Origin of the sequence: Sporosarcina sp. 179-K 3D1 HS (assembly GCF_047228905.1) — a bacterium.
GTDB lineage: Bacteria > Bacillota > Bacilli > Bacillales_A > Planococcaceae > Sporosarcina.
In genome coordinates this window covers 93819-110114 of sequence record NZ_JBFEGI010000006.1, presented here as the reverse complement: position 1 = coordinate 110114, position 16296 = coordinate 93819, and the positions used below count along the sequence as shown (strand labels likewise).

The following is a 16296-nucleotide window of genomic DNA, read 5'->3' as shown; positions in this document are numbered from 1 at the left end:
CCGACTCAGGGAATCTATGAATGACAAGTTGTAAGAGAACGGGGATGGATAGTATGACGAGGAACAAGCAGATAAATCGTAAAAATGTCGCAAAGCCGATCATGATTGGCCTGCTGTTACTTTATGGGCTGCTCTATGCCGGAGTTATCATATGGCATACATATAAACCTTTGCCGAATGGGATTTCGTATGCAGGGGAGATGCATTTTACAGATGATGTAGAAATGTTTACGGACTTGACGTACGCCCAGAATGAAGCCGGCGATGGGATGGTGCACGAATTGTCCATCTTTGAGGAAGTCTATGACATGGTGGATGAGGCGGAGGAATTTATCGTCCTGGACTTTTTCCTTCTCGATCATTATTACGACGAGGATGTGGACTTTCCAAAACTAGCCGAAACGCTGACAAGTCATCTCGTCAATAAAAAGAAGGAACAGCCGGAAGTCCGTATCGTGTTCATTACCGATCCGGTCAATACGGGCTATGGATCGTATGAATCGAAATGGTTCAATCAGATGGAGGAAGCAGGAATCGAGGTCATTTATACAGATCTGGATCCGCTACGCGATTCTACCCCCATCTATTCGGGGCTGTACAGAACCCTTTTCCGTTGGGGGGATTTTGAAAAGAAGGGTTGGATCCCGAATGCCATGGCAAGCGAGGCGCCGAATATGACGCTGGCTTCCTATATGAAATTGCTGAATGTCAAAGCGAATCATCGGAAAACTCTCGTCACGGACAAGGCGGCTTTAGTGACTTCCGGCAACCCGCATAATGCGAGCGGTTTCCATGGAAATGTCGCGCTGAAAGTGAAGGGGCGCGTGCTGAACGATATTTTAGAGGCAGAGGAGGCTGTCCTCGCTTATACGAACGGAGGAACGTTGCCGCGGGTCGAAATGGAGGTGCCGGCAGACGGAGATTATGCGGTGCAATATGTAACCGAAAAAAAGATTTTCGATGCCTTGTTAAGCGATATTCATAGAACGCAACCTGGGGATACAATCCGGATGGGAATGTTCTTCATTGCGGAACGGCACCTGGTCAATGCACTCGTTGACGCGGCAAATCGTGGAGTCAAAGTGGAAATGATTTTGGATCCGAATGAAAACTCTTTTGGAAATGAAAAGTCAGGCTTACCCAATCGTCCGGTCGTACAGGAAATGATGGAAGACACAGATGGAAAGATGAATATCCGTTGGTACAATACAGTGATCGGTCAATATCATACGAAATTGGTCGTCATCCAAACGGCTGAGGATACGTATATTACAAACGGGTCCGCAAATCTGACGGAACGGACGCTGGACAATTATAACTTGGAAGCGAATTTGCGGGTGATCGCTCCGAATGACAGTGAATTGGCTAAAGAGCTAGACGCCTATTTTCAAAGATTATGGGAGAACGAAGATGCCTTGTACACTGTGGATTTTGAAACATATCAAAGCGAATTCACTTTTCTGCAAAGGGGCATTTATACAATACAAAGCTGGTTAAAGTTGACGACTTATTGAAAAGAGGCTGTCCGAAAGGGATGGCCTCATTTCAATTTGATTGCTGATCAGAAATTTTACTCGACTCCTCTTATGGAACTGGAGAAAGCCGACTCCACTTCATGGCAATCAAGAAAATCGGGAGAGTTGTTTGTTTAACTCGGCCAGTTTTTCTTCCATGGTCGCCAGACGGGCTTCTGCTTTCTCAACGGACTGGTTGTGTCCGGTCGATTCGAGTTTCTCGATATCACCTTGGAGATTCACATAGTCCATTTTCAGTTCAGCGATCGCGGATTCCAATTGGCTTTTATTCATAAGCGTAGGCCCCCTCGTTTTTCTATTAGTGTAGCATACGAGAGGTTTCCTTGCCGGTCGAACCGCCAAGTTTCCGTTTCGGATACTCCAAATAGTAGCGGATCGCTTCGCAGACCGCGTCCTTGCCGTCTCCGAGCCCAAGCGAAAGTTGTTTGGCCACCGCTTTTTGGCGGAGCGACTCGTGCAGGAGCGGCTCCATCACCGCGTTCAACAAACCGGATTGCTTCACTTTACGGCCGAGGCCGAGGTGAATGAAGCCATGCTTCTCTTTCGGAAAGGCGAGACCAAGCTCGAAGTCATTTTGTGCCAAGACAACGCAAGGAATCCCCATCACCGCCACTTCATATGGCATATAGCCGGATGAACAGAGCACGACGTCAGCTGTTGAGCAAACTTCTGCAAAACTATAGGGAGGCGAGATGATCTTCGTATTGCGCCGGCTCAAGGCCATAATCCGTAGTGTGCTAATATCGTGTGCATAATGCTCTCCTACAAGGATCGTTATTTTGAGAGGTATTTGAAGTTGCAGCATATGGCGCAAAGCCCGGTACGTCAAATTCCCTTCATCCTCGTCTCCGAATGAAATGACAAGATGAGGTAGTGGCCCTGCAGGTTTCTGGCGCAGTCCGATCTCTCTGAATGATTCGACCTCTTCATCCGGAAAGAAACTCGTTGTGCCGATGACAAAGTGATCCGGCACCTCTTCATTGGAATCCATATACAATGTTTGAAAGACGAGATCTGCCAAATTTCCACCGTCGCCGAAATCATCGAAATGGATGATGGAAGGAACGAGTTTCGTAATCGTTTCCACATCCTCTTGGGTCGTCGATCCGCTATCGCGGATAAGGAGATCGGGTTTCAATACAGCTAAAGTCTTTGGAAGAGCGGCTTGGCCAATAATAGATATGCTTCTAAACCCGTCCGGTGCCGGGGGAGAATTTTTCCCGCAGAGGAAGACGATTTCCGTTTCTTGTCGGAGTTCATGTGCAAGCATCGAGGCTCTGCGTTCGGGATACGATCCTTTCCCTTCCGAACGCGCAATATAGAAGGCGATACGTTTCTTTTCTTGTCCGCTTATTGGAATCACCCTTTCATGGAATCTTAAGTACTCATCCCTTCACGATATGTGAAGAAATAGACATCTATGCTCCTTACCGGAAAGTCAGTTCTGTCCGACGGTCACGGCGGGGTCATTTATCTTGGCTGAAATGTATGGCAAGGCGAACTCATACTGTCAAATCCGCTTCATGACGGGCTTTCATTGAATTGTTGGTGAACGGGAAGGGGAGTATGGTAAACTGTCATTATTTCAATTGACTCGGCGAAATATTTCGCACCAATGCGGAGTGGCAAGCGCAAATTGCCCGTTTGAACAGAGGGTTGGATAGATTCAAAAAAGGCAATTGATTTTGGGGGGATTCCATTGTTTAATTCAATATTGTTCGATCTGATGCTTATTATTTTGCTTGGGATGTTATCGCAATGGATCGCTTGGAAATATCGGATGCCGGCCATTGTCATCATGTCGGTTGCCGGTTTGCTGGTGGGGCCTATTTTGGGGTTGATCGATCCGCAGGAGAGCATGGGCTCGTTGTTCGGGCCGATCATTTCATTTGCGGTTGCGATTATTTTATTTGAGGGCAGTTTGAATTTGGATTTTCGGGAAATTAGAGAGTTCAGTAAACCGGTCGCCCGGATTGTGACGGTGGGGGCGTTCATCGCGTGGATTGCTGGTTCGCTCGCCGCCCATTATTTGGCTGGGCTTTCTTGGGCAGTCGCCTTTATTATCGGAGGGCTTTTCATCGTGACGGGTCCGACCGTCATTTTGCCTTTATTGCGGCAGGCAAAGTTAAAGCCGCGTCCGGCAGCGATCTTGAAATGGGAAGGGATCGTGGTGGATCCGTTCGGGGCGCTTCTGGCCGTATTTGCATTTGAATGTATCAAGTTCTTGAATAGCGAAGTGACGCTGAAGGCGCTGCTCCTGTTTTTCGCCGCCTCTCTATTCGCCGTGCTTCTTGGATGGGGGGGCGCCCGTGTCATCGGCAATGCCTTCGAACGAGGCAGTATCCCGGAGTTTTTAAAAGCGCCGATCCTGTTCGTTGTCGTCATTTTCACGTTTGTCTTGTCGGATGAAATCATGCACGGTACCGGATTGCTGACGGTGACGGCGATGGGGATGACGATGGCCAATATGCGGCTGACGACGCTTCATGATGTGCGCCACTTCAAGGAGAACATTTCCGTTTTGCTGATATCGGGAATTTTCGTTATGTTGACGGCATCCTTGGATCCTCGTGTGCTCATCGAAATCTTCAATCCGAATATTATACTATATGTACTCGCGATGCTTTTCATCGTCCGGCCGTTGTCGATCTGGATTTCCACTATCGGTACCGATTTGAATAATCGGGAAAAGCATTTAATCGGTTGGATTGCGCCTAGGGGAATTGTCGCTTTGACGGTGTCTGGTTATTTTGCCACTATTTTATTGGAGAGCGGCTACCAGGATGCAGAATTGCTGACGGCCCTGACGTTTGCGCTCGTGTTCTCTACGGTCGTACTTCACGGTTTTTCGATTGGCTTCTTAGCGAAGCGATTAAACTTGACTACAACGGATGAATCCGGAGTTCTTTTGGTGAGTGGGACCCGATTCGCGACCGAATTGGCGGTTTCCATCAAGGAAACGGGGAATGCTGTCATGCTAGTCGATCAATCATGGGCGGGTCTGTCTCATGCGCGGAAGCGGGGGCTTGCCAGCCATGTCGGGGATATTTTATCGGAGCAGATTGAATACCATTTGGACTTGACCCCATATCGGTATATGCTGGCGATGACGAAAGTGGATACGTATAATGCGCATATTTGTACAGATTTTGCACCGGATTTGGGACGGGAGCATTTATTCCAGACGGCATTCCATGTGGGAAAAGACGTGGAATCGTTTCATATCACGGGTGGGCAGACACTCTTCACGCCGGCCATTTCCATTTATGACTTGGAGGAACGGATGGACTCGGGGCATGTCATCCGCAAGACGTTGATTACAAAGCAGTATAGTTACACACAATATTTACGAGAGCGGGATGATACTTCGATCCTTTTATATATCCATCGGGCGGACGGATCGATCGGGTTTTATTCGCCAGATATTGAATTGCAGGCATTTGCAGGGGACGCGGTTATCGCTTTGACATCTCCATCCAAGTCAATCGAGCGTATCAAAGGCCGGCTGGAAGAGGAAAACGGGAAAAGTACGGTTCCGGTGGAGGAGATCGAGGAATTCTTTACGGAAGAGAAAAAGCCAGGAAAACCGAACATCCCGGGGGATGCGCCACTCTCCACCCGGTAGGGAGCTCCATTCCGAGTCGGTAACCGGATTTTCTGTTACGATAGGGAAGGATTAGGAAAGAGGAGGGTTTGATTTGAAAGTTTTGTTTGTGGACGGGACCATTATCGGCAGCAAAACAGGTGTGGTGCTGGAAACCGTCCGGCAATATATCGAAAAGACCGGCTGTGGCTATGACTTGGAATTGCTCAAACTGGCAGATTACGACCATCAATTCGTCGATGGACGCCCTGCGAATGCATATAATGAAGACATGCAGAAACTGGTGAAGAAGCTTGAAGAGGCGGATGGCTATATTTTAGCGACGCCCATTTTCCAGGGTTCGATTCCGGGTGTGTTGAAAAACGCGTTTGATCTGCTCCATCCGCATGCGATGCGTTACAAACCGGTATCCATCGTGGCGAATGGCGGCACGTATCAGCACTATCTGGTCGTCGAAAATCAGCTGAAGCCGATTTTGGATTACTTCCGTTGCCTAGTCACACCGAATTACGTCTATACTCATACCAGTCATTTCGATGAATCCAATAAAATCATCGATGAGGACGTTCACAACCGGTTACGCGAACTGGCAAGAGTGTTTGTCCAATATGCGGAAATGAGCAAAGTGCTCCCGAAAAAAGCATTGGATGACCAATAAGGGAAACCCGCCTGGCTATTTGTGCCATGCGGGTTTTACTCTTTAATGGTGTCTTTAATGGTGCCAGGCACCGACACAATTTAGACACGATTTTTGTGAACGCCATTCAAGGAACTTCAAAATAAACATTTGGAGCTGCTTTTGGCTGCAAAATTAAAAATTGGCCGGTTGTATGATCGAAATAAAGCGGCAAAGTTCAGTTATCGCATTGTATGTGTAATTGACACAATTCTCCCCATCTCTTACTGTGATTTGAAAAGTGGAGAGGATGAGGGGAATGGCGAGGAAACGGAGAAGGTGGAATCCGGAACGGTTTGACCATGTTGTCATGCGCGGGAATAATCGGCAGGATATATTTCATGATAGGGGAGATATATCATCGTTTTTTCGCGCCATGCACTATACTTATTCAAAATATCCCTTCACCATACTTGCGTATTGTATTATGACAAATCATTATCATCTTTTAATCCGATCGCCGGAAGTCCCGCTTGGACAAGTGATGGGCTATTTGAATCGGCGCTATAGTGATGCGTACAAGAAAAAATATAACTATTCCGGCCACCTTTATGAAAGCCGATATTTTTCTGAAATGGCGTCCAGCCCTCGCTCGTTATTGCTAGTGAGCCGCTATATTCACCGCAACCCGATTAATACAAAGATTCCCATGGTGAAGAAGATGGAAGATTACCTGGACAGCTCATTTTATTTATATAAGAATGAGAAGGAATCTCCCTATCCTTACCTCGACTTGGAGTTGCTGCCTTCATTCTTGAGTGAAGCCACCAAACAGAATCGTCAGGCATACTGTTTGTTTTGTGAAGAGGAAAAGGAGGGAAATCTAGAATCCCATCCGCAGGGAATGAAGGACACTTAACACAAATGATATAATGAAGTATCTGCAATGTTACAGTTGCTAACTTATAAATAGATCAAGTTGTAGAAGCGAATATGAATGTTTAAACATTCACGTTTGTTTGGGTGCCTGGCACCAGAAAGAGAGAGGGGAACTAATGATGTCCAAATCTGTAGTGTTAGCTGAGAAGCCGTCGGTCGCTCGCGATATTGCGCGTGTGCTCGGTTGCCATAAAAAGGGGAACGGTTTTCTCGAGGGAAACCAATATATCGTCACTTGGGCGCTCGGCCATCTGGTGACGCATGCCGATCCGGAAGGGTACGGAAATGAATATAAGGAATGGAAACTGGAACATCTACCAATCATTCCGGAGCCTTTCAAACTCGTACCGATTCGTCAGACGTCCAAACAATACAATGCGGTGAAAGCCTTGCTCAGGCGGAATGACGTCAAAGAAGTGATCATCGCAACGGATGCAGGGCGTGAAGGGGAACTCGTCGCTCGCTGGATTTTGGAGATGGCGAAAATCAGGAAGCCAATCAAACGGCTCTGGATTTCCTCCGTCACAGACAAGGCGATCAAAGACGGTTTTAACCAATTGAAGGATGGTCGTCAATACGATAATTTATATGAAGCTGCCGTTGCCCGTGCAGAAGCGGATTGGGTTGTAGGCATTAATGCGACCCGGGCACTGACGGTAAAATATAACGCCCAACTGTCGACGGGCCGTGTCCAGACACCGACTCTGGCCATGATTGCGGAGCGGGAAAAGCAAATTCGCGAGTTCCAGCCCAAATCCTATTACGGTTTGCAGGCCTTAACGGAAACGGCGAGATTCACTTGGCATACGAAAGCGGGACAAACCCAGTCATTTGATAAAGAAGCGGTCGAAGAGGTACTTCAGAAGCTGGATGGGGTTCATTCCGGCAAGGTGCTTGAGGTGAAATCAACCCCTAAATCACAGCCCGCACCATCTTTGTTCGATTTGACGGAATTGCAAAAAGAGGCGCACCGCCGCTGGAGCTGGTCTGCAAAAGAGACGCTGTCCACGCTTCAAAATCTATATGAACGCCATAAAGCAGTCACCTATCCACGGACCGACTCGAAGCATTTGACCTCCGACATGGAAGGAACGTTGAAAGAGCGCATCAAAGCGGTAGATATCGGGCCGTATCGCAAATCGGTCAATGCGCTTCTCCGTTCCAACGCCATCAAGCCGCAAAAAGGCGTCATTGATGATAAGCGGGTGTCCGACCACCACGCCATCATTCCGACTGAGGAAACACCAATCCTTCAAGACTTGTCCGACAAGGAGCAGCGTCTATATGATTTAATCGTCAAACGGTTCCTGGCCGTCTTTTTCGGTGCGTTCCGCTACGATCAAGTGACGGCGGAACTCGAAGCGGGCGAGGAACTATTCAAAGCAAAAGGCCGCACAATTACAGACGAAGGTTGGAAAAAGGTTTATTCGACTGAGGAAGAAGAGGCGGACTCGGATGCGCTTCCTCCTTTCCGAAAAGGGGACGAAGTGAAAATACGGGCCATCGTCATGACGGATGGACAAACGAAGCCGCCTGCCCGGTTCAATGAAGGGACATTACTGGCAGCGATGGAAAACCCGGTGCAATTCATGGCGGGTGAATCCAAAGACCTCATCAAAACGATTGGGGAAACCGGTGGACTTGGTACCGTGGCGACCCGGGCGGATGTCATCGAACGGCTATTCAGCACATTCGTCATTGAGAAAAAAGGAAATGATATTTACACGACATCCAAAGGCCGCCAACTGCTTGAATTGGTTCCGGAAGATTTAAAATCACCGGCTCTGACGGCAGAATGGGAGCAAGGCCTGACGAAAATCGCCAAAGGTCAAATGAAAAAAGAGACGTTCATGAAAGACATGATCGACTTCTCAAAAAAGACCGTCAGCGAAATCAAAACCGATGATAAGAAATTCAGGCATGATAACGTGACCGGGAAGACTTGCCCGGATTGCGGCAAGCTGTTGCTGGAGGTCAACGGAAAGCGCGGCAAAATGCTTGTTTGTCAGGACCGGGAATGTGGCCATCGCCGCAATGTCTCCACGTTGACGAACGCAAGATGCCCGATATGTAAAAAGAAATTGGAATTACGCGGGGAGGGCGATGGCCGGATTTTTGTCTGCAAATGCGGTCACCGCGAGAAGCTATCCGCCTTTGAAAAACGCCGGGCCAACTCCGGAGGGAAAAAAGCTGACAAACGTGATGTGCAAAAGTACATGAAGAAACAAGAAGAACCGGTCAACACTGCAATGGCGGATGCGTTGAAGAAATTATTCGATAAGTGAGTGGGGTTGCTCGGACGAAAGTTTTGGGTTAGAGGAAATCCAAGGGTCGGATAGGTCTGGGTGGCACATATCTTTTTGGAGCTTTTGGAGGGTTTATTCTGAAAAAAATCCAGGTATAATTAAATTACTTGTATTTTGCGAAAATAACCTGTCGGAGGTGAAGTTTCATGAATGCCGTCTTGGCACAATCTGCAGGCGAACAGATCCAGCGATATGATGCGATCCGTCGGCGCAATGCCGAAACTGCTTATGATCGGAACGTCCAATACAACGGACGCAATCAAAAAACGATTGAAGAGTTGGAAGCATTATTGGTCGGAAAAAAGGAGCCTGCGAGCGACTCTGAAGTCAAACCGGAAGTGAGGCAACTCGATGCGGGTCAGATGAAGCAGGTTGCGCTACCACTCGGAAAAACGCTGGAGGAAACGATAGACCTATGGCGTGACGTCCGAGCGGATGCGTTGACGGAACCGGAGCCGACCACAGCGGAGTATCAATTGGCGGCCACAGCCTCTGCCAAAATACGACAAACCGAAGCGCAAATCGCCATTCAGAATCGTATCCGTTCTGACATGGAACAAAACGCTGCGCAGCAAGAAACGGTCGCGACTAACATTCCGACAACGGAGCTTCCTTCTGCCGAAGAGCGCGAATTGTACCTAATGCAAAAACGTTTCCAACAGGCAATCTCCGCTTACACTGTACAAGCAGACGCCCGGCAAAACGGCTACGCCATGGAAGGGCCAAGCTTTTCACGAACTGCATAATAACAGCAAGGTCGCCCTCGGTGGCGGCCTTTTATTATGGAAAAAAGAAGGCACTCCGCTAGCTTCCAAATCAAACCGCTATTATTCTCCCTTGTCTACATGCTACATTAGAAAGACAATGGGCCAGCAGTGTAGCCCGAAGTTGACTGTAGTTCATCCAAAGGAAGGGATTCCATGGCGAAAAAGAAAAATGTGAAGACGAATGCGGTCCGGATCCTCGAAGGCGAGCAAGTCAATTATGAATTGATGGAGTACGCAGTGGACGACGGCCTGCTCGATGGGGTATCGGTCGCCGAGAAAACGGGGCAGGACACGGAAAAGGTGTACAAGACCCTAGTAACGATTGCAGGCCCTCCACGGGAACTGTTCGTGTTCCTCATCCCTGTCGTAGCGGAACTGGATTTGAAAAAAGCGGCGCGGGCTGCCGGGGTGAAGAAATTGGAGATGCTGCCTCTGAAAGACCTGACGAAAGAGACTGGCTACGTACGAGGAGGCTGTTCGGCTGTCGGCATGAAAAAGAAGTACCCAACCTTCATTGACCAATCTGCTGAAAACCTCAGTCAGATGGTAGTCAGCGCGGGGAAGCCAGGCCTGCAAATGAAACTCACACCCCTAGATTTGGCCCGCGTGGCGGAAGCGGTTTTTGAAGACCTGGTAAAGACCTAATGCTACAATTGTAGGAAAGGGCACATTTTGTCGAAGAAAGAAGAATCAGAATGGAAGAGAACAAGAGAAAGAGCTTACTATGGAGATGGATTTTTTTCCTCACGGGATTGATGGTCATGTCGCTAGGCGTTTCTATGACGATTAAAGGGCATCGGCTCGGCATCGCCCCTTGGGACGTGCTACATGTCGGTTTATATCAAAATCTTGGACTGACAATTGGCTCATGGAGCATTATAACAGGATTTATCATTATTCTGTCCACATCGGCAGTTATGAGAAAATGGCCGAAAATCGGGACATGGATCAATATGGTTTTAATGGGGCTATTTATTGATTTGTTCAACTGGCTACTTCCGGACTTTAGCACTCTTATGGGACAGGTGATCATTTACGTGATCGGGGTGCTCGTCCTATCTTATGGGGTCGGTATTTATGTTTCCCCGAATATGGGGGCGGGACCGCGGGATAGCCTGATGCTCATCCTGGTGAAAAAATGGGGTTTCAGCATTAAGGCAGTCCGGACGGGCATCGAGATGTCCGTTGCCTTTATCGGCTGGCTGCTCGGTGGTCCTGTCGGAGTTGGAACTGTCTTGATTGCGCTGCTCTGCGGGCAAATTATTCAGATCGCTTTACCACAATGCCAGAACCTATTATTGAAAATCCTCAAGGAAGAAGACGAACAAGTTTTATTGAAATAAGCAAAGCACAGGCAGACAAGCCGTGCTTTTTTTCTTTTTCCATGCATAAGATAAGCGAACGTACAGAAAGGATGGTCGGCATATACGGGACGATAACACAATACATGGGAACTTCCTATACAGGTCAGGGGATTTCGCATAAATATGATAAACTGATCGCGACAGCCGCGGAGACGGTTTTCCTAAAATGCCCTCCGACGAACGCTATTTCAAATGCATTGAATGAAACCGCCATGCATTTTGTCAAAAGAGGGTTTGATGTCGATCGTTTCATGGATCCAATCGAGTCGGATAAAACGGATGCTATCTTTATTAAAGGGCCGAATCTTTTATTTCTCCAGGCCTCGCATCCAGTTGCCCTCGAACCGACAGACCTCGGTGGTCGGCACCGGGTCATCAGCTTCTATCATATGTATGAGGAAGAAAAACTACGGGAAATGAACAAAGCCGTCGCTGCAAATCGGAGTGAGGCGGACATTGCGCTCGAGAAGGCACTACACGCCTTGGCGCAAGCGAAAAAAATTCATGATGAATGGGAAACGGTCAATATTGATCGGATGATGTGGAATCTCCATGAGCAAATGATTGCTTCATTGAAAGAAGAATTGTTTGGAACAATCCGGCTGAATAAAAAATCGGCAGTCTCCCATCGAATGATTGGCTCCTTGACGTTTAGTGGCGGAGCCCATGATTATATTCCGTCCATTACGAAATGGTCGGAACGCCGGCTCCTGATCAAAGGACTGCCGGGGACGGGGAAATCGACCTTGATGCGAGCACTCGGTGCGGAAGGGGAAAGGCGGGGATTCGATGTCCTTTATGGTTGGTGCGGCCTCGATCCATCGGGCGTCGATCTCGTTCAATTTCCGGAGTTGTCAGTGTGCCTATTCGATGCGACACAACCCCATGCCTATGATCCGGAACGCCCGGAGGATGAATTGCTGGATTTGGTGCATATGTGTGCTGAGGATGCGGAAGCTGAAGAGCGGATCAGCACCATCCGGGAGGCTTACCGTGAAAAAATAATGGACGCTACCGGCTATATGCAGGCATTCGCCCAAGCGCGGAACAATATGATTCAGCAAATGGACTCCGCGATCCGGGAGGAAGTATTTAATGAGAAGGCGGCCTTGTTGTTACAGGAGGAATAAAAACGACCCGCACGGTATCGTTCCGTGTGGGTCGTTTGATGTTAATCTTAGTTCAGCAGAAGACGCAATCACGCCGAGGCGTGATTGATTAGAATAATAGATGAGCAATTCCTGCAACAATCGGCAAGGCGATCAGTGTACGAAGAAGGAAAATGATAACTAGATCCAAAATGTTCAGCGGAATTTTTGTTCCGAGAATCAGACCACCGACTTCAGACATATAGATCAATTGCACGACGGAAACGGTCGCAATGACAAAGAGTGTCATCGGTTCGGTGATTGTTCCGGCTGCCAAAATGGCGGGCAGGAACATATCCGTGATCCCTACAACCATCATAGGCGCCGCTTCTACTGCTTGTGGCAGGCCGAGCAAAGTCAGGATCGGTTCAAACGGTTTCCCGAGAATCGTGAAAACGCTCGTATACTCGGCTACGATCAAGGCAACCGTACCGAAAGCCATGACGACCGGAGCAACGCCGAACCACATATCCAGCACATTCCGGAATCCATCCCCAACAACTTGCAAGAAGGAACGATTCTTACTCGCCGTCGTCAAGGCGTTTTCCAACCCGTGACTAATAACGTTATAGCCTTCAGGCAGTTTTTCTTCATTGCCAGTGAAAGGACGGCCGTCAATATACTCGGACCCTTTGCCGGAAAGAGGATAAATCCGCGGCATGATCAAAGCAAGGATAAAGCCCGTCAGCACGACCGTTCCGTAAAACGGCAAGAAGTAATCGTCCAAACCGACCGTATCAATGATGACAAGCGAAAATGTGATGGACACGACAGAGAAAGTAGTGGCGATAACCGCGGCTTCCTTTTTCGTATAATGACCGTCCTCATATTGCTTGCTCGTTAATAGGACGCCGATTGTGCCGTCACCGATCCAGGATGCGAGCGCATCAATCGAAGAACGGCCCGGCAGTTTGAATAAAGGACGCATGATTTTCACCATCATCGTTCCGAAAAATTCAAGCAACCCGAAATTCAGAAGCAATGGCAATAGCAAGCCGGCAAACAGGAAAATCGTGAATAAAAATGAAACAAGTCCGTCAGACGCTAACAGCAGGCCACCTGTATTTTCATTCCAAACGGCTTCCGGTCCGATCTGAAAAGTAACCATGATAGCGAAAATGGCACCTAATATGCGGGTGACTGTCCAAAAAGGCGAAACTTTAAATAGACCCGTTATAAATGAGGGCTTTACCCCGTCGCTCGGTTTAAAGAGGAACAGCAGCGAACCGAGCGCAGCGATTATGATAATGACCATGGCGGCCATTGGCATGGCAGGCTCTAGGATACCTGATAATATATCTGCAAACTTGGCGATTGGAACTTTCCAACCAGTCTCGAACTTTAACGGAATCATGAATAGGATGACCCCGAGAATGGAAGGTACGAGGAATAACAGCCAAGTGGATAAACTGAACTTCTTCACAATTCCAACTCCTTAATTGTATTTGATGCAAGGTCGTGAATAAATATACATTAATGGTTTTTATGCTGAATGTAAAGAGGATATCGTGAAGTTATATTCTTCAGTTAAATTAAAAAAAGCCACATATCCATCGAACCTTGTGCTGTTCGATGGATATGTGGCTTATATTATGGAATAGGCGCTAAGGTAAATCAAATCCTGCGCCGGTTCGATTGTTTATTCAAAATCCATATCCCAGCGGTACGTATAGAATCTTTCCTGGGTCAACCATTGGATGGCCTCCGGATCTTGTGCTTCCCACTTTTTCTCCATTTCTTGGAGCATCCAAATGGTTTGGGAGGCGTGGGATTTTAGTGTGGCAATTTTTTTCTCAGTTACGGTGGACACATCGTGAATGATATCCGGTTCTCCAAGGACATCAATCGTATTATTGGCAAATGCGATCGTGTATAGTTTTGGCCGTTCCGCTTCCGGTAGCTTGCGAATCGCCCGCACGACTGCCCGTGCGGTTGCGTCATGGTCCGGGTGGACGGACAGTCCCGGGTAGAACGTGATGACGAGCGACGGATTCGTTTCGTCAATCAAATCTGTGACTAGCTGGACCATTTTGTCGTCGTTTTCAAATTCAATCGTTTTATCCCGCAGGCCCATCATGCGCAAATCGTCCACGCCCATCGATTCGCATGCTTTCAAGAGCTCTTCCTTCCGGATTTGTGGCAATGTCTCCCGGTTTGCAAATGGCGGATTGCCCAAGTTCCGTCCCATTTCTCCCAGAGTCAGACAGGCATAGGTGACAGGAACACCCATCTCCCGGTATGTAGAAATCGTGCCGGACACCCCGAATGCCTCGTCGTCAGGGTGCGGGAAGATGACCAGTACGTGGCGTTCTTTCTGTATCATCAAATAACCTCCTTAATAAGTGAATGGGGTCTCGCTGATCTCAAGAGCGACCGCCAACTTTCCTTCCGCATCGAGCCCGGCCATCAGCAGTCGGTCATGCTCATCCACGGTATAATGGGTGATTCCTTGTGCGTAAATCCATCCAGATGGAAGCTTCAAGCCGATCCGGTGAGGTGAATCCCCCGCAACTTTCCCCAGTTCATATTTCACGACAACATTCCGGATAAATGCCCCTGCGTTAAAAAAGCCCTCATTAAAATGCGAGGCATATGAACCATTTGTTGTTTCCAAATGGATATAGATATCTTTATTTGCAAAGGAATCGATCAACTCCTGCAAATGCTCAGGTTTTACTTGCTCCATGGCAAATCCTCCTTCTTCCTACAGAATTGCTTCCCTCCAGTATATAGAAAAAAAGAGTTGAAAGCGATATCTGTGCTTTCCAGGGAAGTGTTGTTCGCAAAAGCCGTGGCAGATTCCGCCAATAGCAGTAGATTCCGCCCAATCGACCGAGGATTGCGACCAACTGTTGGGGAATCCCGCATAAGCAGCGTAGAATTCCGCCCATCGCGGGGAGGATTCCTCCCAAAGCAGTAGATTCCGCCCAATGGCCCGAGGATTGCGACCAACTGTTGGAGAATCCCGCTTAAGCAGCATAGAATTCCGCTCATCGCGGGGAGGATTCCTCCCAAAGCAGTAGATTCCGCCCAATGGCCCGAGGATTGCGACCAACTGTTGGAGAATTCCGCCCATCCCTCCGGAACTTCCGATTAGATCAGCTCCATCACTCCTGATATTCCGGATGCCCATGTCGGGAGCAGCCAAAAAGGTAGCAGGCGGTCTCGTAGTGGGTTTCGAACTCCAAAGCAGGAACATAGCCGGCGGAAATTTGTTCATAGAGTTTCATGTCATCTTGCAATCGCTCCAGAATTTCCTCTTTATCGCGTTCCGTCCAGTCTTCATCGCATTCTTCTTCCGCGGATTCTTGCCATTCTTCTAGCTTCAGTCGCCGCGCTTCATTTAAGACGTCCTCCGCTTGTTGCAATTGACCGAGTTTTCGTAAAGCAAAGACATAGCGGCCGACCCAATTCGGCTGTTTCCAATAGGCCTCCCAACCCTTCGCAAACCAACGGACCGCCTCTTCGAAACACTCGATGTCTACGTAAAGATCCGCTACTTCCACCTCGCCGACGAAATCATCATCGACTTCCGTGAAGGTGGCGAGTACCTGCTTCGCTGAGTCCCGCTCGCCGAGATCTACCAGGCATTTTGCATGGCTATAGAGCGCCGCGTCCGACTTTCCAGCCGCGCGCTTGAAATGATCGGAAGCTTCGGCAGTTTTGCCGAGCTCATAGGAAGCGGATGCTAAATTATGCCATGCCACTTTGGATTCATGGATGGTCAAAGCCTGCTTCCAAGCGCTCTCCGCCTCTGTCCATCTACCGAGCCGGTTATACAATTCGCCACGTAAATAATAGGGGAAATGCGAAGCCGGCTTCAGTGCCACCGCTTCTTCGGCAAGCTCGAGCGCTTTCTCAAATACATCTTCCTCATGACAATAAATCCATGCCAGATTCGTTAACGATTGGACATCCCGCGACCGGCGGACCGCTTCTTGGAATAAATCCAGGGCCTCCTCATATCGATTTTCCTCCAGCAACGCAATGGCTTGTCGATTCAGATCCAACTCAAAT

General features: G+C 48.4%; 15 protein-coding genes. 9 read left to right on the top strand and 6 right to left on the bottom strand.

Annotated elements, in window-relative coordinates:
- The first annotated feature begins 53 nt into the window (after positions 1–53).
- Positions 54–1514 (top strand): phospholipase D family protein, encoded by a 1461-nt coding sequence (locus tag AB1K83_RS09990; protein WP_413058046.1) that lies wholly within the window; start codon positions 54–56, stop codon positions 1512–1514.
- A gap of 108 nt (positions 1515–1622) precedes the next feature.
- Here the strand turns inward: AB1K83_RS09990 and AB1K83_RS09985 are convergent, their stop codons facing one another.
- Both AB1K83_RS09985 and AB1K83_RS09980 read right to left on the bottom strand, forming a co-directional pair.
- On the bottom strand, positions 1623–1808 hold the full coding sequence (locus tag AB1K83_RS09985) for an SE1832 family protein (protein WP_413058045.1): 186 nt from the start codon (positions 1806–1808) through the stop codon (positions 1623–1625).
- Between the two features lie 25 nt (positions 1809–1833).
- A complete protein-coding gene (locus AB1K83_RS09980; RefSeq protein ID WP_413058044.1) occupies positions 1834–2898 on the bottom strand; it encodes a CMP-N-acetylneuraminic acid synthetase in 1065 nt (354 codons plus the stop codon).
- A gap of 336 nt (positions 2899–3234) precedes the next feature.
- Here AB1K83_RS09980 and AB1K83_RS09975 point away from each other — a divergent pair, with 336 nt between their 5' ends.
- From AB1K83_RS09975 to AB1K83_RS09940, 8 genes are all read left to right on the top strand, one after another.
- On the top strand, positions 3235–5160 hold the full coding sequence (locus AB1K83_RS09975; protein ID WP_413058043.1) for a cation:proton antiporter: 1926 nt from the start codon (positions 3235–3237) through the stop codon (positions 5158–5160).
- A gap of 73 nt (positions 5161–5233) precedes the next feature.
- Complete coding sequence (locus tag AB1K83_RS09970) at positions 5234–5797, top strand: NADPH-dependent FMN reductase (protein WP_413058042.1); 564 nt, start codon at positions 5234–5236, stop codon at positions 5795–5797.
- A 277-nt stretch (positions 5798–6074) separates the two neighbouring features.
- On the top strand, positions 6075–6674 hold the full coding sequence (locus AB1K83_RS09965) for a transposase (protein ID WP_413058041.1): 600 nt from the start codon (positions 6075–6077) through the stop codon (positions 6672–6674).
- 139 nt (positions 6675–6813) lie between these two features.
- Positions 6814–8979 (top strand): DNA topoisomerase III, encoded by a 2166-nt coding sequence (locus AB1K83_RS09960; protein ID WP_413058130.1) that lies wholly within the window; start codon positions 6814–6816, stop codon positions 8977–8979.
- A gap of 167 nt (positions 8980–9146) precedes the next feature.
- Positions 9147–9746, top strand: a complete 600-nt coding sequence (locus AB1K83_RS09955; protein WP_413058040.1) for a hypothetical protein — start codon at positions 9147–9149, stop codon at positions 9744–9746.
- Positions 9747–9920: 174 nt separating this feature from the next.
- On the top strand, positions 9921–10412 hold the full coding sequence (gene ybaK, locus AB1K83_RS09950) for a Cys-tRNA(Pro) deacylase (protein WP_413058039.1): 492 nt from the start codon (positions 9921–9923) through the stop codon (positions 10410–10412).
- 50 nt (positions 10413–10462) lie between these two features.
- Positions 10463–11110, top strand: a complete 648-nt coding sequence (locus AB1K83_RS09945) for a YczE/YyaS/YitT family protein (protein ID WP_413058038.1) — start codon at positions 10463–10465, stop codon at positions 11108–11110.
- A 104-nt stretch (positions 11111–11214) separates the two neighbouring features.
- On the top strand, positions 11215–12261 hold the full coding sequence (locus AB1K83_RS09940) for a hypothetical protein (RefSeq protein ID WP_413058037.1): 1047 nt from the start codon (positions 11215–11217) through the stop codon (positions 12259–12261).
- Between the two features lie 88 nt (positions 12262–12349).
- Here the strand turns inward: AB1K83_RS09940 and AB1K83_RS09935 are convergent, their stop codons facing one another.
- The 4 genes from AB1K83_RS09935 to AB1K83_RS09920 all read right to left on the bottom strand — a co-directional run bounded on the left by AB1K83_RS09935 (position 12350) and on the right by AB1K83_RS09920 (position 16289).
- Positions 12350–13702 carry a YjiH family protein gene (locus tag AB1K83_RS09935; protein ID WP_413058036.1) on the bottom strand — a complete coding sequence of 451 codons (1353 nt, stop codon included), beginning with the start codon at positions 13700–13702 and terminating at the stop codon, positions 12350–12352.
- A 216-nt stretch (positions 13703–13918) separates the two neighbouring features.
- On the bottom strand, positions 13919–14602 hold the full coding sequence (bshB2, locus tag AB1K83_RS09930) for a bacillithiol biosynthesis deacetylase BshB2 (protein WP_413058035.1): 684 nt from the start codon (positions 14600–14602) through the stop codon (positions 13919–13921).
- 12 nt (positions 14603–14614) lie between these two features.
- Entirely contained in the window at positions 14615–14965 is a 351-nt protein-coding gene (locus tag AB1K83_RS09925) for a YojF family protein (RefSeq protein ID WP_413058034.1), read from the bottom strand.
- Between the two features lie 421 nt (positions 14966–15386).
- A complete protein-coding gene (locus AB1K83_RS09920) occupies positions 15387–16289 on the bottom strand; it encodes a tetratricopeptide repeat protein (protein WP_413058033.1) in 903 nt (300 codons plus the stop codon).
- Positions 16290–16296: the final 7 nt, after the last annotated feature.

Bases quoted from the DNA above. Each gene is read 5' to 3' on its own strand.
- AB1K83_RS09990 (WP_413058046.1), top strand. From the start codon at position 54: ATGACGAGGAACAAGCAGATAAATCGTAAAAATGTCGCAAAGCCGATC.
- AB1K83_RS09985 (WP_413058045.1), bottom strand. From the start codon at position 1,808: ATGAATAAAAGCCAATTGGAATCCGCGATCGCTGAACTGAAAATGGAC.
- AB1K83_RS09965 (WP_413058041.1), top strand. From the start codon at position 6,075: ATGGCGAGGAAACGGAGAAGGTGGAATCCGGAACGGTTTGACCATGTT.
- AB1K83_RS09960 (WP_413058130.1), top strand. From the start codon at position 6,814: ATGTCCAAATCTGTAGTGTTAGCTGAGAAGCCGTCGGTCGCTCGCGAT.
- AB1K83_RS09955 (WP_413058040.1), top strand. From the start codon at position 9,147: ATGAATGCCGTCTTGGCACAATCTGCAGGCGAACAGATCCAGCGATAT.
- ybaK (WP_413058039.1), top strand. From the start codon at position 9,921: ATGGCGAAAAAGAAAAATGTGAAGACGAATGCGGTCCGGATCCTCGAA.
- AB1K83_RS09945 (WP_413058038.1), top strand. From the start codon at position 10,463: ATGGAAGAGAACAAGAGAAAGAGCTTACTATGGAGATGGATTTTTTTC.
- AB1K83_RS09940 (WP_413058037.1), top strand. From the start codon at position 11,215: ATGGGAACTTCCTATACAGGTCAGGGGATTTCGCATAAATATGATAAA.
- bshB2 (WP_413058035.1), bottom strand. From the start codon at position 14,602: ATGATACAGAAAGAACGCCACGTACTGGTCATCTTCCCGCACCCTGAC.
- AB1K83_RS09925 (WP_413058034.1), bottom strand. From the start codon at position 14,965: ATGGAGCAAGTAAAACCTGAGCATTTGCAGGAGTTGATCGATTCCTTT.